Origin of the sequence: Pseudooceanicola endophyticus, from assembly GCF_018760365.1 — a bacterium.
GTDB lineage: Bacteria > Pseudomonadota > Alphaproteobacteria > Rhodobacterales > Rhodobacteraceae > Pseudooceanicola > Pseudooceanicola endophyticus.
The window spans coordinates 210,554-229,301 of record NZ_JAHIAB010000004.1 but is presented as its reverse complement, the minus strand read 5'-3'; the positions used below and the strand labels follow the sequence as shown (position 1 = coordinate 229,301).

General features: G+C 68.3%; 20 protein-coding genes. 10 read left to right on the top strand and 10 right to left on the bottom strand.

Annotated features, from left to right (window positions below):
- The first annotated feature begins 47 nt into the window (after window positions 1–47).
- Window positions 48–590: a PAS and helix-turn-helix domain-containing protein gene (locus KM176_RS09445; protein ID WP_160895942.1), complete on the top strand. Its 543-nt coding sequence runs from the start codon at window positions 48–50 to the stop codon at window positions 588–590.
- A gap of 216 nt (window positions 591–806) precedes the next feature.
- Window positions 807–1,943, top strand: a complete 1,137-nt coding sequence (locus KM176_RS09440) for a sensor histidine kinase (protein WP_160895943.1) — start codon at window positions 807–809, stop codon at window positions 1,941–1,943.
- 66 nt (window positions 1,944–2,009) lie between these two features.
- Here the strand turns inward: KM176_RS09440 and rpe are convergent, their stop codons facing one another.
- Together rpe and KM176_RS09430 are read right to left on the bottom strand one after the other, a co-directional pair.
- Complete coding sequence (gene rpe / locus KM176_RS09435; RefSeq protein ID WP_160895944.1) at window positions 2,010–2,705, bottom strand: ribulose-phosphate 3-epimerase; 696 nt, start codon at window positions 2,703–2,705, stop codon at window positions 2,010–2,012.
- 138 nt (window positions 2,706–2,843) lie between these two features.
- Complete coding sequence (locus KM176_RS09430) at window positions 2,844–3,785, bottom strand: class 1 fructose-bisphosphatase (RefSeq protein WP_160895945.1); 942 nt, start codon at window positions 3,783–3,785, stop codon at window positions 2,844–2,846.
- A 174-nt stretch (window positions 3,786–3,959) separates the two neighbouring features.
- On the opposite strand from KM176_RS09430, the gene KM176_RS09425 reads away from it, so the two are divergent.
- Entirely contained in the window at window positions 3,960–4,367 is a 408-nt protein-coding gene (locus KM176_RS09425; RefSeq protein ID WP_160895946.1) for a PaaI family thioesterase, read from the top strand.
- An 80-nt stretch (window positions 4,368–4,447) separates the two neighbouring features.
- Here KM176_RS09425 and KM176_RS09420 read toward each other — a convergent pair whose 3' ends face one another.
- The gene (locus KM176_RS09420) at window positions 4,448–5,488 is read right to left on the bottom strand and encodes an NAD(P)/FAD-dependent oxidoreductase (protein WP_160895947.1); all 1,041 of its coding nucleotides are present in this window, start codon (window positions 5,486–5,488) and stop codon (window positions 4,448–4,450) included.
- A 64-nt stretch (window positions 5,489–5,552) separates the two neighbouring features.
- Here KM176_RS09420 and mnmD point away from each other — a divergent pair, with 64 nt between their 5' ends.
- Window positions 5,553–6,218, top strand: coding sequence for a tRNA (5-methylaminomethyl-2-thiouridine)(34)-methyltransferase MnmD (gene mnmD / locus KM176_RS09415; RefSeq protein WP_160895948.1), 666 nt, complete (start codon window positions 5,553–5,555; stop codon window positions 6,216–6,218).
- The gene (locus KM176_RS09410; protein WP_160895949.1) at window positions 6,215–7,081 is read left to right on the top strand and encodes a DMT family transporter; all 867 of its coding nucleotides are present in this window, start codon (window positions 6,215–6,217) and stop codon (window positions 7,079–7,081) included. The genes mnmD and KM176_RS09410 overlap by 4 nt, the downstream gene beginning before the upstream one ends.
- Here KM176_RS09410 and KM176_RS25285 read toward each other — a convergent pair.
- Window positions 7,046–9,067 carry a lytic transglycosylase domain-containing protein gene (locus tag KM176_RS25285; RefSeq protein ID WP_160895950.1) on the bottom strand — a complete coding sequence of 674 codons (2,022 nt, stop codon included), beginning with the start codon at window positions 9,065–9,067 and terminating at the stop codon, window positions 7,046–7,048. The two genes, KM176_RS09410 and KM176_RS25285, sit on opposite strands and share 36 nt — an antisense overlap.
- 142 nt (window positions 9,068–9,209) lie before the next feature.
- On the opposite strand from KM176_RS25285, the gene dapA reads away from it, so the two are divergent.
- Window positions 9,210–10,097 (top strand): 4-hydroxy-tetrahydrodipicolinate synthase, encoded by an 888-nt coding sequence (dapA, locus tag KM176_RS09400; protein WP_160895951.1) that lies wholly within the window; start codon window positions 9,210–9,212, stop codon window positions 10,095–10,097.
- Between the two features lie 108 nt (window positions 10,098–10,205).
- Complete coding sequence (locus tag KM176_RS09395; RefSeq protein WP_160895952.1) at window positions 10,206–10,592, top strand: thioredoxin family protein; 387 nt, start codon at window positions 10,206–10,208, stop codon at window positions 10,590–10,592.
- Window positions 10,593–10,595: 3 nt separating this feature from the next.
- Here the strand turns inward: KM176_RS09395 and KM176_RS09390 are convergent, their stop codons facing one another.
- From KM176_RS09390 to smpB, 4 genes are all read right to left on the bottom strand, one after another.
- Entirely contained in the window at window positions 10,596–11,183 is a 588-nt protein-coding gene (locus KM176_RS09390; protein WP_160895953.1) for a VOC family protein, read from the bottom strand.
- Between the two features lie 84 nt (window positions 11,184–11,267).
- A complete protein-coding gene (locus KM176_RS09385; protein ID WP_160895954.1) occupies window positions 11,268–12,455 on the bottom strand; it encodes an amino acid aminotransferase in 1,188 nt (395 codons plus the stop codon).
- Window positions 12,456–12,462: 7 nt separating this feature from the next.
- The gene (sseA, locus tag KM176_RS09380) at window positions 12,463–13,314 is read right to left on the bottom strand and encodes a 3-mercaptopyruvate sulfurtransferase (protein WP_160895955.1); all 852 of its coding nucleotides are present in this window, start codon (window positions 13,312–13,314) and stop codon (window positions 12,463–12,465) included.
- 74 nt (window positions 13,315–13,388) lie between these two features.
- The gene (gene smpB / locus KM176_RS09375) at window positions 13,389–13,862 is read right to left on the bottom strand and encodes an SsrA-binding protein SmpB (protein ID WP_160895956.1); all 474 of its coding nucleotides are present in this window, start codon (window positions 13,860–13,862) and stop codon (window positions 13,389–13,391) included.
- A 111-nt stretch (window positions 13,863–13,973) separates the two neighbouring features.
- Here smpB and KM176_RS09370 point away from each other — a divergent pair, with 111 nt between their 5' ends.
- Window positions 13,974–14,996: an NADP-dependent oxidoreductase gene (locus KM176_RS09370; RefSeq protein WP_160895957.1), complete on the top strand. Its 1,023-nt coding sequence runs from the start codon at window positions 13,974–13,976 to the stop codon at window positions 14,994–14,996.
- Window positions 14,997–15,077: 81 nt separating this feature from the next.
- Here KM176_RS09370 and KM176_RS09365 read toward each other — a convergent pair whose 3' ends face one another.
- Together KM176_RS09365 and KM176_RS09360 are read right to left on the bottom strand one after the other, a co-directional pair.
- Window positions 15,078–15,749, bottom strand: a complete 672-nt coding sequence (locus KM176_RS09365; protein WP_160895958.1) for a DsbA family protein — start codon at window positions 15,747–15,749, stop codon at window positions 15,078–15,080.
- 16 nt (window positions 15,750–15,765) lie between these two features.
- Window positions 15,766–16,275 (bottom strand): DUF721 domain-containing protein, encoded by a 510-nt coding sequence (locus KM176_RS09360; protein WP_160895959.1) that lies wholly within the window; start codon window positions 16,273–16,275, stop codon window positions 15,766–15,768.
- Between the two features lie 108 nt (window positions 16,276–16,383).
- On the opposite strand from KM176_RS09360, the gene mutY reads away from it, so the two are divergent.
- Entirely contained in the window at window positions 16,384–17,460 is a 1,077-nt protein-coding gene (gene mutY, locus KM176_RS09355) for an A/G-specific adenine glycosylase (RefSeq protein ID WP_236045238.1), read from the top strand.
- 30 nt (window positions 17,461–17,490) lie between these two features.
- Window positions 17,491–18,618, top strand: coding sequence for an alkane 1-monooxygenase (locus KM176_RS09350; protein WP_160895960.1), 1,128 nt, complete (start codon window positions 17,491–17,493; stop codon window positions 18,616–18,618).
- Window positions 18,619–18,748 lie beyond the last annotated feature (130 nt).

The following is an 18,748-nucleotide window of genomic DNA, read 5'->3' as shown; positions in this document are numbered from 1 at the left end:
GGGGCGCACTACGGTCTCAATACCGTAGGAATACGGTGGAGGCGGCCATGGACGAGAGCACATTTCTGGCCTGGGACCACGCCCCCCAGGGGCTGGTGCTGGCCGAGGACCGGATCATCCGGGCCTGCAACCGGACCTTCGCAGAGCTCGTCGGCCACGCCCCCAACCACCTGATCGGACAAAGCTTTCGCGTGCTCTACGCGAGCGATGCCGAATTCGACACGATCCGCGACATCGGCCTTTCGGCGCTGCGCGACACCGGCTTTTACAGCGATGAGCGGATGATGCAGCGCGCCGGCGGCAGCCCGTTCTGGGTGCGCTTCCGTGCCCGCACCCTGACGCCCGAAGCGCCCCTGGCCCGGCTGGTGATGAGTTTCGCGCCACTTTCCCGCACCACCGAGAACCCCATGACGCCCCGCGAACGCGACGTGGTGCAGGGGCTGGCCCGTGGCCAGACCAGCAAGGAGATCGCCCGCACCCTGGCCCTGTCGCCGCGCACGGTCGAAGACGTGCGCGCCCGCCTGCTGCGCAAGCACGAGGTCCGCAATGCCGCGGAACTGATCCGAAAACTGGCAGGCCCCGGGCTTTGATCGCCGCTGCCGCGCCCCAACCCCACCCTGCCGCGCCCCCAGTGCGGCGCGAACCGCCGGACAAGACGTTGCAAATGCAAGGGTTTTCTGGGCAGGAACGCTGCGTCGCAATGTGCCGAAGCGCCCCTCCGGCGGCATTAGGCCTTTGCCATGGCGAAGATGCATGTATTAGATCATGCGCTCCCCTCCTCCGGGAAGCCGTTACCGAGTAGACCGATGCAAGCCCCCGACCACCCCGAGAACGACGCCCGCCTGCACGAGCTGCGCTCGTTCGAGATCCTCGACACCGACCCCGAAACGCCCTTCGACGACATCGTCCAGCTGGCGTCGGCGCTTTGCGGCATGCCGATCTCCCTGATCAGCCTGGTCGACCAGGACCGGCAGTGGTTCAAGGCCCGCACCGGCGTCACGCTGACCCAGACCAGCCTGCGCGAATCGATCTGCGCCCATGCGATCCTGCAGCAGGACGACTTCCTCGAGATCACCGATGCCAGCACCGACGCCCGCACGCTCGACAACCCGCTGGTCACCGGGGCGGACCACCTGCGCTTCTACGCCGGCGCGGTGCTGCGCAGCTCGGCGGGGCTGCCGATCGGCTCGCTCTGCGTCATCGACACCAAGCCGAACCAGCTGACGCCGCTGCAGCGCGACGCGCTGAAGGTGCTGGCCCGGCAGGTGATCGCGCAGCTGGAACTGAAGCGCAGCCTGAAACAGGCCGAGCTGATGCGCCGCGAGGTCGATCACCGGGTGAAGAATTCGCTGCAATCGGTCTCGGCGCTGACGCGGATGCAGGCCCGGCACGCGAAAACCCCCGAAGCCCGTGCCGCGCTGGAGCAGGTCCGCCGCCGGATCGAGACGGTGGCCGCCCTGCACGAGCAGCTCTACCGTGCCGCCGACAGCGAGACGATCGGGCTGAAACGTTTCGGCACCTCGGTCTGCGGGCTGATCGCCGGATCGGCGCCGCCGAACGTGACGGTGGAAAGCGACTGGCCCGATCTGGAGGTCGATGCCGATATCGCCGCCGCTCTGGGGGTGATCCTGAACGAATTCGCCTCCAACAGCTACAAGCACGCCTTCCCGGACGGGCGGACGGGCATCGTGCGCTTCCGGGTCGGTGCGGAGCAGGAGGGGCGCTGCCGGCTTGAGCTCACCGATGACGGCATCGGCCTGCCCCAGGGCGTGACGGCGCAGCAGGGCCTGGGCATGCAGGTGATCGAAGCCTCGGCCCGGCAGCTGGGCGGCGCCTTCGCACTGGAATCGGGCCCGCACGGCACCCGGATCACGCTGGATTTCCCGCTGCGCGAACCTGATGCCCCGCCGGTCGATCCCGACGGCGCCCTGGGGCGTCTCTAGGGGGCGCCTGCCCGCCCCATCGAGGGGCGGAGCGGCGCGCGCGTCCCCGAAGGGACGCGACGGCCCTCAGACCAGCGTGTCGCAGGAGGTGCGGATGGCGCGGATGTTCTCTCCGTAGGGCGCGGGGTTCGCCACCGACCCGCCCTTGAAGACGGCCGAACCCGCCACCAGCACATCGGCCCCGGCCGCCCGCATCAGCGGCGCGGTCTCGGGGGTGATGCCGCCATCGATCTCGATATGGATCGGACGGTCGCCGATCATGGCGCGCAGGGTCTCGACCTTGGCGATCTGGGAGTGGATGAACTTCTGCCCGCCGAAACCGGGGTTCACCGTCATCACGCAGACCAGGTCGATCATGTCCAGCAGATGGGTCACCGCCTCGACCGGGGTGCCCGGGTTCAGCGCCAGCCCGGCCTTCACCCCCGCGCCCCGGATCGCCTGCAGCGTCCGGTGGATATGCGGCCCCGCCTCCAGATGCGCGGTCAGGATATCGGCACCGGCATCGACGAAGGCATCGATATAGGGATCGACCGGCGTGATCATCAGGTGCACGTCCATGACGGTGTGGATGTGCTTGCGGATCGCCTTGCACAGCGGCGGACCGAAGGTCAGGTTCGGCACGAAATGCCCGTCCATCACGTCCACATGGATCCAGTCTGCGCCCTGGGCCTCGACGGCCTCGATCTCGGCGCCGAAATTGGCGAAATCGGCAGAAAGGATCGACGGGGCGATCTTCAGGTTACGGTCGAAGGCGGCAGTCATCGGGCGGCTCCCTTTCCAAGAACGCCGCCCGTATAGAGCGCCCTCCCCGCAAGGGAAAGCGCCCTGTCATTTTCTTGTTCGAAATACCTGCGCCGCAGGCAGCGCCCGACAGGGCGCTCCCCGGGGCACCTGCGGACCTCAGCCGTGCAGCTCGGCGATCCGGTCCACTTCCTCGGCCGAGCCGAAGACCAGCGGGCAGCGCTCGTGCAGGGCGCCCGCCTGCAGCTCCAGGATCGGCGTCTTGCCGTCGGTGGCCTTGCCGCCCGCCTGCTCGACCAGGAAGGCCATCGGCGCCACCTCGTAGACCATCCGCAGCCGGCCCTTTTCATAGCCCTTGCGCGCATCCGAGGGATACAGGAACGTGCCCCCCCGGGTCAGGATGCGGTGCGTCTCCGCGACCAGGCTCCCGACCCAGCGGAAGTTCATGTTCTTGCCCTTGGCGCCCTCGACGCCCGCCTCGCATTCCTCGACATAGGCGCGCACCGGCAGGGTCCAGTGCCGCCGGTTCGACGCGTTGATCGAGAACTCCTTGGCCGCCACCGGCAGGTCCATCTGCCCGGTGGCCAGCTCGAAGGCGCCGGTCTCGGGGTCGAGCACGTAAAGATGCGTGCCGGTCCCGAAAGTCACCGCCATCAGCGTCTGCGGCCCGTAGGCGATGTAGCCGGCGGCAATCTGCTCGGAGGCCGGCCGCAGGAAGCTCGCCTCGGCCTCCTCCTCGGCCTCGAAGACCGAGAAGATCGTGCCGATGGTCACGTTCACGTCGATGTTGGACGAACCATCCAGCGGGTCGATGGCCAGCGCATAGGCGCCCGCCTCGTCCAGCACCAGCACGGTTTCCTGCTCTTCGGAGGCATAGTGCTTCACGCCCGCGGGCCTCAGCGCGGCCTCGAACATCTCGTCGGCCATCACGTCCAGCGCCTTCTGCTGGTCACCGTCCGAGTTCTCGCCCACACCGGCCCCGAGCGACTGGCCCAGCGGGCCGCGCGCGATCACGGCAGAAAGTTTCACGGCAGTGGCGCAAAGCGCGTCGATGGTGGGGAAAAGGGCTTCGGGAATAAGGGCTTTATCAATGGCAGACATGAAGAACTCCTCTGACGTCGCGAGAGTTATTCCACATCCCCCCGGCCCTTGAAATCCCCTTCCGACCCGGCATCGCAACCGGGCCACAGGTTAGCGCCACCAGCGGCAGCCCCCCCTTCCCCCGACCGTCCGCAATCGCCAGACTGCCCGGGATTTCCGCAGCAGGACGCCGCCATGCCCGATCTCGACCCCCGCCTCACCGAGGCCCCCTACCCGATCCAGTCGCACCTCGGCTACCGGCTCAGCGCCTGGCGCGACGGCTTCGCCCGCCTCGAACTGCCGCTCGAGGATTTCCTGACCAACCGCCACGGCATCCTGCACGGCGGCATCCACGGGGTGATGGCCGACACCGCGATGGGCTTTGCCGGCTGCTACACCGGCGATCCGGAGCGCCGCCAGATGGCCATGACGCTGAATCTCTCGGTCAACTTCCTCGCCCCCGCGAAGGGCAGCCTCCTGATCGCCGAGGGCATTCGCACCGGCGGCGGCGCCCGCACCTTCTTCGCCGAGGCGAAAATGACCGACAGCGAAGGCACGCTCTGCGCCACCGCCACGGGGGTCTTCCGGCTGCGCGGCCGCTAGCCCGGGCTCTCTGTCATCTGGCCCGAAATATCCCGGGGTGAATTGCGCCGCAGGCGCAAGAGGGGCAGCGCCCCTCCCCTTCAGAACAGCGCTTCCGCCCGGAATCCGTCCGGGATCCCCGCGCCATCGCCCTCCAGCACCAGATCGGCCATTACGGCGCCCACCTTCGGCGCCATCCCGAAGCCGATCTTGAAGCCGCCATTGGCGATGAACTGCCCGGGGCGCCCCGGCCAGGCGCCCAGCATCGGGGCGCGACTGCGGGCGCGGGGGCGCAGCCCTGCCCAGCGCGCCAGCACCTGCGCACCCTCCAGCGCCGGCACGGCGGCCCGCGCCGCCGCGATCACCGCCTCCAGCTGCGCATCGCAGCCCAGCCCGTCAAAGTCGCGCTCCGTGGTCGATCCGATCGCCACGGTGCCATCGGCATGGGGCACCACATGCACCCCGCCGGCAAACAGCTGCGCCACCCCGGCGCCCGGGTCATGGGCCAGCACGGCGGCCTGCCCCTTGATCGGCACGCCGACCTGCCGCCCGGCACTCCGGCTCATCTCTTCCAGGCCCGCCGCCCCGGTGGCCCAGATCACCACGCCTTCGTCGGGGGCCTCGGCCACGATCTGCGCGCCTTTCGCGACCAGCGCTCCGGCCAGCGCCGCGCAGGCCTGCTGCGGATGGATCCGCGCCGAAAGCGTGTCGCGCACCAGCAGGCCCGTCGGGCTGACCGGCTCCCAGTCCGCGCCGCTCCCCTCGATGACCTCCCACAGTGCCCGGCCCTGCCACAGCTCTGCCGCAGTGCCCGCGCGTCCCCGCGCCAGCTCCACCGCCTGGGCATCGGCCAGCGGCTGCAAACGCCCCGTCCGCCCATAGCCCGACGACAGCCCGGACACTGCCTCGACCCCGGCCCAGAAGCCTTCCGCCATCAGCAGGCTGTCAAGCTGGAAGGCCTTCTTCTCGTTCCAGTTCTCGGGGACATGGGGCGCCAGCGCCCCGACCACCCCGCCCGAGGCCCCGGCGGCCACCCCGAAGGGATCGACCACCCGCACCGTCGCGCCACGCAGCTGGCAGGCCCAGGCGCAGGCCAGCCCGAAGGCCCCCGCGCCGCGCACCGTCACGTCGATCCTTGCCATTTGCGCACCTCCAATCCATCTTCGGCCCGCTCCGGCCGCCGGAGCCTTCCTAGAGGATACCCAGATGCAGGACCAGCCGCCCGAGCTTGACTGGACCGAAGGCGACGTGCCTGTCGCCACCCGGTTCGACGATCCCTATTTCAGCCTCGGCAACGGGCTGGCGGAGACCGCGCATGTCTTCCTGGCCGGCAACGGCCTGCCCGAGCGCTTCCGCGACGGCTTCCAGGTGGCAGAGCTGGGCTTTGGCACCGGGCTGAACCTGCTGGCGGTGCTGAAGCTCTGGCGCGAGGCCGGCAGCCCCGGCACCCTGCGCTTCACCACCTTCGAGGCCTATCCGATGGCCCCCGGGGACATGCGCCGCGCCCAGGCCGCCTTCCCGGAGGTCGCCGCCCTCTCGCAGGAGCTTTCGCCTTATTGGGGCAAGAGCGCCTTTACCCTCCCGGATCTGGACTTCCGCATGGTCACGGGAGATGCACGCGAAACGGTTCCCGCCTGGCGGGAACGGGCGGATGCGTGGTTCCTGGACGGGTTCGCGCCCGCCAAGAACCCCGAAATGTGGGAAGAGACGCTGATGCAGGCCGTGCATGACCACACCGCGCCCTCGGGCACGGTCGCGACCTATACCGCCGCGGGCCATGTCCGCCGGGCGCTGGCCGCAGCCGGCTTCGAAGTGACGCGGGCCCCGGGTTTCGGACGCAAGCGCCACATGACCCAGGGCCGCAGGACATGACCGAACAGAATACCCGCAAGGGGATCATGCTGATGATCCTCACCACGCTGATCTTCGCCGTGCAGGACGCCTTCTCGCTTCACCTGTCAGAGACCTACAACGTCCTGATGGTGGTGATGATGCGCTACTGGTTCTTCGCGGCCTTCGTGATCGCGATGGGAATCAAGCAGGCCGGCAGCCTGCGCGCCGCCGCCTCGACCGCGCAGCCGGGCATCCAGATCTTCCGCTCGGCGCTGCTGGCGCTGGAAATCTGCGTCATGGTGCTGGGCTTCACCTATCTCGGCATCATCGAGACCCAGGCGGTCTTCATCTGCTACCCGCTGCTGATCGCGGCGCTTTCCGGTCCGGTGCTGGGTGAAAAGGTCGGCTGGCGGCGCTGGTCGGCAATCGGCGTCGGCTTCATCGGCGTGCTGATCATCCTGGAGCCCGGCTTTGGCGTCTTCAAGCCCGCCGCCGTCATCCCGCTGATCGCGGCGCTGATGTTCGCGGGCTACGGGCTGCTGAACCGCTACGTGGCGCGCAAGGACAGCTCGGCCACCTCGTTCTTCTGGACCGGGGTCACCGGCTTCGTGCTGATGACCGCCATCGGCCTCTCCTCCTGGGAAACGATGAGCGGCACCGACTGGATCCTGATGCTGATCCTGTGCATCGCGGGCGCCTCGGGGCACTACCTGCTGATCCGCGTCTACGAGATCGCCGAGGCCTCGGCCGTGCAGCCCTTCGCCTATTTCCAGCTGGCCTTCGGCACCATGATCGCCATCCCGGTCTTCGGAGAGCACATCCGCACCAATGTCGCCATCGGGGCGGCGCTGATCATCGGCGCGGGCCTATTTACCTTCTTCCGAGAGCGGCAGAAGGCCTGAGCCCCCCAGCTCCTGCCGGAACGGTTCCGGCAGGGGATCGCGGCCCAGCCGGGCGCGGTAGACCGGCAGGCTTTCGGCGACGCGCTGAACGTAGTTGCGGGTCTCCCGGTAGGGGATCTCCTCGGCCCAGTCGACGGGATCGACACCGGGCTGTCGGGGATCGCCATAGGTGGCAATCCAGTCATCCACCCGGTCGGGCCCGGCATTGTAGGCCGCTGCCACCATCATCACATTGCCATCGAAACGCAGCCCCAGCTCGGCCAGGTAGGCGGCGCCCAGGGTGGCATTGTGGCGCCAGTCGGCGGTCAGCATGGCGGTGTCGTGGTCGATCCCGAGGTCGCGCGCCACCTTGTCGGCGGTGCCCGGCATCAGCTGCATCAGGCCGCGCGCCCCCACCGGGCTGGCGGCTGTCGCGTTGAACTCGCTCTCGCGGCGGGCGATGGAAAGCGCCAGCTCGGGGGCCACGGGCAGGGTCATGTCGCGCAGCGGATGCAGCGCGTAATAGGCCTGCGGCAGGATGATGCCCCGGTCGGCGGCGCCCTTGCCCAGGCGGATCAGCAGATGGGCATCGCCGCGCGCCTCCAGAAAACCCGCCAGCCGCTTCAACCCGTCCTCGTCCAGCCCCTCGGCCATCTGCATCAGGAACATGTCGGAGGTGCCGGTGCGCCCGGCCCCTTCCAGCAGCAGCGCCGCCTGAAGCAGGTCCGAGCCCTCGATCCGGGGCACGTGCCAGTCCGGCAGGGGATCGGCCCCGGCCAGGCTGGCATCGAAGGGCAGCCCGGCGCGCCCGGCGGCCAGCAGCCCGTAATAGGTCGTCTGGTACTGCGCCCCCTCGCCATAGGCGGCCCGGGCCGCCGCATCGTTGCCCAGGGCCTCCTGCGCGCGACCGATCCAGTACCAGGCCCGCCCGAGCGAGATCGGAGAGCCGACACCGTCGCGCAGCTGCTCGAAATGCGATAGCGCCGACGCCGGCTGCTTCATGTTGCGCAGCGCGATGAAGCCCGCCAGCCATTCCAGATCGGCAAAATCGGCGCCCCCGCTCAGCCCGCTGTCCGAGGCCATGGCATAGGCATCGGCATAATCCCCGTCCTGGAAATCGGTGCGCGCCCAGTAGCGGCGCTGCCCGGCCCAGGCCTGCGGATTGCCCAGTCCCGCCGCGCTCTGGCTCTGGTTCAGCAGCAGGGCGCGGGCGGCAGGGATCTGGCCCTGATCCATCAGCGCCCGGAACAGACCGTAGGCGATGGCCGGATCGTCCCGCTGCGCCTTGGGCAGGGCCGCAATGGCTCCGGGCGCCTCGTCCGAGCCCGCCCGGGCCAGTTCCCGGGCCAGCCCCAGATCGCGCAGCGGCGGCGTCACCAGCGGCAGCAGATCGGCGATCTGGTCGCGCGCGCCGGCCCAGAACAGCATCGACAGGCGCTCGGCATCGACTTCGGCGGTGGCATCGGGCCAGGCCTCGCGCAGGGCGGCCTGTTCGCCCTCGCTCATCACCAGGCTGCGCCAGGCCTGCTGCACCACGGCACGCGCCTGATCCTTCTGGCCGCGTTCCTCAAGGATCTCGGACCAGATCAGCGCCCCGAACCCCGAGGTCGGCGCCTGCCCCTTGAAGAAGGCCGCGATCTGGTCAGACGTCGCCCCGGCAAAGCCCGCCTCGCTGCGCTTGCGCAGCAGGTCCAGGCCCGGCCAGTCGGGATGGGCGGCAAGGAAGGCCAGAACCTCCTCCGGGGTTCCCTCTCCGGTGCGCAGCTTGCGCCAGGTGATCAGCGCCACCGCCACCGGGCCGTCACGCTGCGCGATCTGCACGGCGCGGTCCCAGTCGCCCCGGTCGGCGGCGGTTTCGGCCCAGGCCAGGGGACGGGGCGCCTTCGGGGCCGGGGCCGCGGCGGCTTCGGGCAAGGACTGGGCGCGCAGGGCCACCGACAGGCCGGGGCCGAACGCGCCAAAGGCCAGCGAGAGCGCGAAAAGGGCCGGGAACGGCGGTCGGATCACTTGTTTTACCCCATGTGAGCGGATAGACGCTGCGATGATATTCACTGGTACCCCGCACTGGAAATCACAAGGTCAACGCGGGGCCAAGCCACCCCGGGCCCGGACGACGGGATCGTCCCCCCATACGTAGAAGGAGCGTGTCATGTTCAAAGGGTCCATCCCTGCCCTGGTCACGCCGTTCAAGGACGGCGCAGTGGATCTCGATACGCTCAAGAAGCTGGTCGACTGGCATGTGGCGCAGGGCTCCTCGGCGCTGGTTCCGGTGGGCACGACGGGCGAATCGCCCACCCTCAGCCTGCGCGAACACGAGCAGGTCGTGGAAGAGGTCGTGAAGGCCGCCGCCGGTCGCATCCCGGTGATCGCGGGCGCCGGTGCCAACAACACGCTGGAAGGCATCCGCCTGATCAAGCACGCCGCCGAAGTCGGTGCCGATGCCGCCCTGGTGGTGACCCCCTACTACAACAAGCCGACCGCCAGGGGCATGATCGCGCATTACACCGCGATGCATGACTGCTGCGATCTGCCGATCGTCATCTACAACATTCCCGGCCGCTCGGTCGTGGACATGAAGCCCGCCACCATGGCGGAGCTGGCAAAGCTGCCGCGCATCATCGGCGTCAAGGACGCGACCGGCGATCTGGCCCGCGTCGCCCAGACCCGCATGGCCTGCGGCCCCGACTTCTGCCAGCTTTCGGGTGAAGACGCGACCGCCGTCGGCTTCGACGCCATGGGCGGCGTCGGCTGCATCTCGGTCACCGCGAACGTCGCGCCGAAGCTGTGTGCCGACATGCAGGCCGCCTGCCTGGCCGGCGACTATGCCACCGCGCTGAAGTTCCAGGACCGGCTGATGCCCCTGCACGAGGCGATCTTCATGGAGCCCGGCGTCTGCGGCGCCAAGTACGCCATGTCGGTGCTGGGCCTGTGCTCGGACGAGGTGCGCCTGCCGCTGATGCCGCTGGAAGACACCACCAAGGCGGCGATCCGCGCCGCGCTGGCCCATGCCGGCCTGCTGGAAACCGCCGCCGCCTGAGCGGATCCCTGCGGTCTCACGGCCATGTGGCTTTTGCCGCGCCACCGCTTCGGTACATGAAAGAGGCCCGGGAGAGATCCCGGGCCTTTTCCATGACCGGGGGTTCCGATGAAACGCCTTCTTCTTCCTGCCCTGATGGGGCTTCTCGCCACCCCGGCCCTTGCTGCGGTCACGCAGGTCAACGAGGCCGGAGATTTCGACGCGCAGGTGATCCAGCCCAGCCAGCAGGGTTATGTGCTGGCCGCCTTCATGGCACCCTCCTGCAAGCCCTGCGAGGCGGAGGCAGAAGTGCTCGACAAGGTCGCAGCCGAGCGCAAGGACGTCACCGTGGTCAACGTCGACGCCCTGTCGCTGATCGCCCAGACCGAGCAGTACAAGGTCAACGCCATGCCGACCTTCGTGCTGTTCCACGGCGGCAAGCCGGGGCTGCGCACGGCGGGCTACATGGACCAGAAGGCCTTCGATGCCTGGCTGGACCAGTCGCTGCCGAAGTAAACGCTACTTCGCGTAGGGATCCGCCGGGCCGCGATCTTCGGAAAGCGACCCGGTGGTTTCCAGCACCAGTTCCTCGATCGCGTCGGCCAGGTGTTCCTCGCCGATGTTGTAATCGCCGCGCGCAACCCGCAGCTTGTGGGCGCGCAGCAGCACCTGGGCATGGGAGCAGCCGACGGGCGGCTCGAACTTGTAGGTCGCCAGCTCGATCAGCAGGCCCAGCGGGTCCTTGAAGTAGATCGAATCCATGAAGCCCCGGTCCTTGACGCCGGAATGCTTGATGCCGCGCGCCTCCAGCCGGGCCGTCGCCTGGGTAAAGCTGGCGCGGGAGACGTTGAAGGCGATGTGGTGCACGCAGCCCGGGTCCGTCGGCGTGCGCTCGTGGACGGGCTTGCGGGTCTCGTTGGTGAAGATGGTGATCAGCCGCCCGTCGCCGGGATCGAAGTACAGGTGCCCCTGGTTGGGGTCATCCAGGTTCGGCTGATCGAAGATGAAGGGCATGCCCAGCACGCCCTCCCAGAAATCGATGCTGGTCTGGCGGTCCGCCCCGGTAAGGGTGATGTGGTGCACCCCCTGAGCCTGGATCTTGCGCATGATCTACCCCTTCACTGGTTGCGACCATGCTGACCCCGGCTCCGCGGGCCGTCAACCGGCCCGCGTGCAGGTCTTCTGTGCGTTTCAGACGCCGGCGTCGACGATCGCCTGCGCCAGGATCGGCACGGTCTTCGTGTTCAGCCCGGCGATGTTCATGCGGCTGTCGCCAACCATGTAGATGCCGCTGTCGGCACGCATCTTCTCGACCAGCTCCGGGGTGGTCCCGAGACGCGAGAACATGCCGCGGTGCTCGCCCAGGAAGGCGAAGCGGTCCGATCCGGTCAGGCGCTGCAGCTCTGCGGCCAGCTGCTTGCGCAGCTCCAGCATGCCCAGGCGCACCTCTTCCAGCTCTGCCGCCCAGTCGGCGCGCAGCGCCGGGTCGGTCAGGATGGTGGTGACGATGCGCGCGCCATGGTCCGGCGGGAAGGAGTAGTTCTGGCGGTTCAGGAACGCCAGGGAGCCCTGATTGACCTTGGTCTTCGCGGCATCGGCGGACACGGCCATCAGCAGGCCGGTGCGTTCGCGGTAGATGCCGAAGTTCTTCGAGCACGAAGCCGCGATCAGCAGTTCGGGCACGTTGGCCGCGACATAGCGGGTGGCTTCGGCATCCGCGTCCAGACCGTCACCAAAGCCCTGGTAGGCGATGTCGATCATCGGGATCGCGCCGGTCTCGTTCAGGACCGCGACGACCTCTTTCCACTGCACCAGGTTCAGGTTGGCGCCGGTCGGGTTGTGGCAGCAGCCGTGCAGCAGCACCACGTCGCCGGCCTTCAGGTTGGCCTTCAGATCGGCAATCATGCCCTCGAAGTCGACGCCGCCCGTCTCGCTGTCGAAATAGCGGTAGGACTGCGTTTCCATCCCGAGGTAGTTCAGGATCGAGACGTGGTTCGGCCAGGTCGGGTCGGAATAGAAGACGCGCGCGGCGGGGTTGGCCATCTTCACCAGTTCGAAGGCCTGACGGACGGCACCGGTGCCGCCGGGGGTGGCAACGGCGGCCACCTGACCGCGCTCCACCGCGTCTCCCAGCACCAGGCCGACCATGGCATCGGCATAGGCGGGATCCCCGGCCAGGCCGGTGTAGGACTTGGTGATCTGCTCTTCCCAGATCTTCTTTTCGGCGGCCTTGACGGCGCGCATCACCGGGGTCACGCCCTCGGCGTTCTTGTAGACGCCGACGCCCAGGTCGATCTTGCCGTCGCGCGGATCGGCCTTGAAGGCCTCGATCAGGGCCAGGATCTTGTCGGCCGGCTGTTCCTTCAGGTTCTCGAACATGTCTCTCTCATTCTCCGGTGGCCACGGGAAGGGTGGGGAAAGCCCCCCATTCCGCCCAGGAGCCGTCATAGATTGCGTGATCGGTCTTGCCCATGCGCTCCAGCGCGAGGCACAGCACGGCGGCCGTCACGCCCGAGCCGCAGCTGGCGATGACGGGTTTCGACAGGTCCACCCCGGCCGTTTCGAAGGTGGCACGGATCTGTTCGGGGGTCTTCAACATGCCGGCCGGCGTCAGCAGCGTGGTGAAGGGCACGTTCTTCGAGGTCGGGATATGGCCCGAGCGCAGGCCCGCACGGGGTTCGGGCACCTCGCCGCGGAACCGCGGGGCGGCGCGGGCATCGACGATCTCGTAATCGCCAAGCTTCGAGGCGGCAGAGACCTGCGTGACGTCCTTCACCATCTGGTTCTGGCGGCGCACGGTCATGTGGCGGTCGCGGATCACCGGCTCGTCATCGGTGACGGCACGGCCCTCGGCCAGCCATTTCGGCAGGCCGCCGTCCAGCACGGCGACATCGAACTGGCCCATCAGGCGGAAGGTCCACCAGACACGGGCGGCGGAAAAGATCCCCTGGCTGTCGTAGATCACCACCTGGTGACCATCCCCGACGCCAAGCGCGCGCAGCCGCGACATGAATTTTTCCACCGGCGGCGCCATGTGCGGCAGCTCCGAGCGGTGGTCCGAAATCTCGTCGATATCGAAGAAGCGCGCGCCGGGGATGTGCCGGGCGGCGAATTCGGCCTTGGGATCGCGTCCGGCGCCGGGCATGAACCAGCTGGCATCCAGAAGCCGCAGATCCGGGTCCTTCAGATGGTCGGCCAGCCAGCCGGTCGAGACCAGAACCTTCGGATCATCGCTCATGACGGGGCCCTTCCTTACCTCGCGAAAACGCCGATTCCCTATCGCCGCAGGCCCGGCAAGGCAAGCCTCGCGTCCTAGTGGTTTTCCTTCAGCAGGCGCTGCTTCTGGCGGTTCCAGTCCCGCGTTGCCTCGCTGGCGCGCTTGTCGTGGTTCTTCTTGCCCTTCGCGATGCCGATCTTGATCTTGGCCATGCCGCGATGGTTGAAATACAGCACCAGCGGCACCAGGGTCATGCCCTTGCGCTGCGTCTGGTTCCACAGGTCCGACAATTGCTTCTTGGAAACCAGAAGCTTGCGGCGGCGGCGTTCCTCGTGGCCGAACATCGCGCGCTCATAGGGGGCGATGTAGCTGTTGACCAGCCACAGCTCTCCGTCCTCGACCGTCGCGTAGCTTTCGGCGATGTTGGACTGCCCGGTGCGCAGCGATTTCACCTCGGACCCCATGAGGAGAATGCCGCACTCTAGATCGTCCTCGATTGCGTAATCGAAGCGCGCGCGGCGGTTCTCGGAGACCACCTTGTAGTTCGGATCGGGTTTCTTCTGTGCCATGATCGGGCCTCTTTACGCCAGCCGGGCGGGTGCTGTCCATCGCCCGGTAACCCCTTGTCCCTAGGCTGTCCCCGGGCCCCGATACCTGTGTGCGATGGAAAGGATTTCAAGATGGCCGAGATGATGAGGCGCTTTGTCCTCGCCCGCCGCCCCTCGGGCTTTCCGGTCGAGGCCGATTTCCGGCTGGAAGAGGTCCCCCTGCCCGCCCCCGGCCCCGGAGAGGTGCTGGTGCAGCTCAGTCACTTCTCGCTCGATCCCTACATGCGGGGCCGGATGGATTACGTGCAAAGCTACACCGACCCGCAGGAGCTGGACCATACCATGGGCGGGGGCGGCGTGGGCCAGGTGATCGCCAGCCAGGATCCCGGGTTCCGCGCCGGCGATCTGGTCTTCGGCATGTTCGGCTGGGCCACCCACGGCTGCCTGCCCGGGCGCAGGCTGCGCAAGCTGGCGCCCCATCTGCCGCCCTCGACCGCGCTCGGCGTGCTGGGGATGCCGGGCTTCACCGCCTGGTCGGGCCTGCGCGCCCATGGCCGGATGGCCCCGGGCGAGACCCTGGTGGTGGGCGCCTGCACCGGCCCGGTGGGTTCCATGGTCGGCCAGCTCGCGCGCGAGGCCGGGCTGCACACCGTGGGCATCACCAGCGGCCCCGAAAAGCGCCGCCTGGCGCTTGAGACGTTCCGCTTCGACGCCTGCCTCGACCGGCTGGAGCATGACACGATCCTGAAGATGATGGAGGCCATGCACGAGGTCTGCCCGAAGGGCGTGGACATCTATTTCGAAAACGTCGGCGGCGTCACCCTGGGCGGTGTGCTGCCGGTGATGAACACCCATGGCCGGATCATCGTCTGCGGCATGGTGGCCTGGTATTCCGGGGAAACCGATGCCACCGGCCAGATGCCACTTCAGAAGGTCTGGCGCATGGCCCTGGTCAAGCGGCTGACCATCCAGGGCCTGTTGCAGACCGATCACCTGCCGCTGTTCGACCAGTTCCTGGAAGAGGTGACCCCGAAGGTGCGCGACGGTCGCATCCGCTACCTGGAGGACATGGCCCAGGGGCTGGAAAGCGCGCCGCAGGCCTTCTTCTCGATGCTGCGGGGCGGCAACATGGGCAAGCAGGTGGTCGCCCTCTGACGGCCCTGCGGCGGCCCCGGGCCCCAAACGCGAACGGCCCTCCCGAAGGAAGGCCGTCCGTCGGATCCGGTGCGGGCAGGCTCAGGCCTTCAGCGCCTCGTCCAGCAGCTTCGACATGTCGGCGTAGCTCATGTTGGAGTACTTGGTGCCGTTGATCAGGAAGCTCGGCGTGCCGGTGATGTCGTCCTTCTTGGCGTTTTCCTGGTACCAGGCGACCAGGGTGCGCGCCTTGGTCTCGTCCGACAGGCAGGCATCCAGCTGGTCGTCCGAGAGGCCCGCGACCTTGCCCAGCTTGCGCAGGTTGTCGGCGATCTCGGCCTCGGACTTGGCGCCGTTCAGCCAATCCTTCTGCTTTTCGTAGAGCATGTCGGCAATGCCGAAGAAGCGCATCGGATCGCAGCGCGCGATCAGCGCCGCCCACAGGCCGTAGCGGTCGAAATAGACATCGCGGAACACGAACTTCACCTTGCCGGTGTCGATGTAGTTCTTCTTGATGTCGCCGTAGACTTCGTTGTGCCAGTCGCTACAGTGCGGGCAGGTGAAAGAGCCGTACTCCATCAGCGTGACCGGCGCATCGGCCTGGCCCAGCACCATTTCCTTGACGGTCGAGGTGTCGATCTTCGGCGCCTGCTTGGCGTCGCCCGAAGCGGACTCCTGCGCCAGGGCGGTCGCGGCCGAGCCGAGCCAGAGGCCGGAGGTGGCCATCACGCCGAGCGCGGAGAGCCCGCCGCCGATGAGGAATCTGCGATCCATTGAGGGTAATCCTTTCTCAGTGACTGGAGGAACCAAGCACGTTGCGCCCGAGCGCGGCAAGCGCGGCACGCAGTCCGGGATCCTGGACGCCCTCTGCCTGGGCCTCCGCGCGCTCCACGACCTTGGGGTCGGGGGCGGGGGCCGTGGGTTTCGGCGCACCGCGAAAGGCCACCTGGCCCTCCGCGAAGCCGGTGGGCGCGGTCTGGGTGATGCGGACACGGGCGATGGCATTGTAGCCGTAGACGCCGTTGACCTTGGCGCGCAGCTGCTCCTTCTGCATTTCCAGCAGCGGCGCATGGGCCCCGGTGGTCAGCAGCACCAGCGTCGCGCCCATGGAATTGCGGCCATACTTGACCTCGACCGGGCGGGCGATGGCAGCGGTATCGGCACCGGCGATCTCCTCCCAGTGGGTCAGCAGCTTGGAGACGGCAAAGCCACGCGATTCGCCAGCCTTGCGGATCCTGCTTTCCAGCAGGCCGTAAGTGCGGGTAAACCCATAGGTCGTGGTCTGGCGGCGCGGCGGCATGACTTGCATCCTCGTGTTCCGGACTATTCTAGTCGGGCAAGCGGGCTTCGCCAGAGCAAAGCCTCCGACAACCATAAAGAATGCGTGAAACCGCGCAGACAAGGCAAGATGCAAAGTCAGGATCAGACCCGGATGACGACGGCGACGGCACAGGACCTGCTGGAGTGGTACGATATCCATGCCCGCACCATGCCCTGGCGGGTGCCGCCGGCGGCACGGGCGGCAGGTGTCCGTCCCGATCCCTACCACATCTGGATGTCCGAGGTGATGCTGCAGCAGACCACGGTGGCCGCCGTGCGCGACTACTTCCTGCGCTTCACCGCCCGCTGGCCCACGGTGGCAGACCTGGCCGCCGCCGAGGATGCCGAGGTGATGGGCGAATGGGCCGGCCTTGGCTATTACGCCCGCGCCCGCAACCTGCTGAAATGCGCCCGCGCCGTGGTCTCGGACCATGGCGGGCAGTTCCCCGACACGCTGGCCGGGCTGCTCTCCCTGCCCGGCGTCGGCCCCTACACCGCCGCCGCCGTCGCCTCGATCGCCTTCGACCGGCCCGAAACTGTCGTGGATGGCAACGTGGAGCGCGTGATGGCCCGCCTGCACGATGTCCATACCCCCCTGCCCGCCGCCAAGCCCGCGCTGACGGCGCTGGCGGCGGCGCTGACACCGGCCACTCGTCCGGGCGACTATGCCCAGGCGGTGATGGATCTGGGCGCGACGATCTGCACCCCGCGCTCTCCGGCCTGCGGGATCTGCCCCTGGCGCGGTCCCTGCGCCGCCCGCCTGGCAGGCACCGCCCCGGAGCTGCCGAAGAAGACCCCGAAAAAGCCCAAACCCACGCGCCTTGGCATCGCCTATGTGGCGCGCCGCTCGGATGGCGCCTACCTGCTGGAGCGCCGCCCCGACCGGGGCCTGCTGGGCGGGATGCTGGGCTGGCCGGGCTCGGACTGGGCCGAGGAGATCGCGCCTCATGTCCCCCCGCTGGAGGCCGACTGGCAGACGCTCTCCGCCGAGGCGCGCCACACCTTCACGCATTTCCACCTGATCCTGCAGGTCCGCGTGACCGATGTCGGCCTGAACGCCGTGCCCCGCACCGGCGATTTCCTGCCCCCGGAGGTGTTCCGCCCCTCGGATCTGCCCACCGTGATGCGCAAGGCATTTGACCTGGCCCGGAGCCACTTCGCATAATCAACCCAAAGTTGATCTCGCGAGGGCCCCATGGCCATTCCAGACCCGGCACGCCCTGCCCCGGCCTGGCCCTTCTGGGCCGTGCTGCTGCTGCCCCCTCTCGAAGTGCTGGGCGCCCTTCGCGGCGGCTGGAGCGTGCTGCTGGTCCCGGCCTGCGCCTTCGTGCTGGTCGGCCTGCTGGATCGGGCCCTGCCGCCGGACCGCAGCAATCCCGCCCCCGGGGCGCCGGACAGGTTGGACGGCCACATCCTGCTGCTGCGAATCTGGCCGCCGATCCAGGCCCTGACGCTGTTCTGGACGCTCTGGTACGCCGCCCGCGCGCCCCATCTCGGCTTTTGGGAGTTCTACTTCCTCTTCTACGGCATGGGCGCGCTGACCGGCGCCATCGGCATCGTCTACGCGCATGAGCTGATGCACCGCGCGTCCCGGGCCGACCGCTGGCGCGCCGACCTGCTGCTCGCAATGGTGCTCTACAGCCATTTCCGAAGCGAGCACCTGCTGGTGCACCACGTCGCCGTCGCCACCCCCCGCGATGCCGTCACCGCCCGCTACAACGAGGGCTTCCCGCATTTCTTCTGGCGCGTGCTACGCGAATGCCCGCGCTCTGCCTGGCGCGCAGAGGCCCGCCGCCTGACCCGGCAGGGCCGCTCGGCCTTCGCGCGCGCCAACCCGTTCTGGCGCTATGCAGCGCTGCAGGGGACGATGCTGGCCCTGGCCCTCCTCCTTGCCGGCCCCATCGGACTTCTCCTTTTCCTGTGGCAGGCGCTGGTCGCGATCTGGATGCTGGAGCTGACCAACTACATCGAGCACTACGGCCTGACCTGCAAATACCTTGGAGGAGGACGCTTCGAGCCGCCCCGGGCGCATCACAGCTGGAACGCCCCGCAGCGCGCCAGCAACCGGCTGCTGATCAACCTGCAACGCCATTCGGACCACCATGGCCGCCCGGACCGCCCCTATCCGCTGCTGCAATTGCCCGGTCGGGACATCGCGCCGGAACTCCCCCTCGGCTATCCGGCCATGGCCTTCCTGGCGGCGATCCCGCCGCTCTGGCGCCGCCGCATGAACCCTGCGGTCCGCGCCTGGCGCAAGCGCCACTACCCGGAAATCACCGACTGGCAGCCTTACAAGACCGGTCGACATCCCGGCCTCGACTGAAGCAGGGGGCTCTGCCCCCGCCCGCCTGCGGCGGCCTCCCCCGGGATATTTCTGGCCAGATGACAGGGAGCCCGGCTCTTCATCATCTGGCCGGAAATATCCCGGGGTGAATGGCGCCCGGGACGGGCGC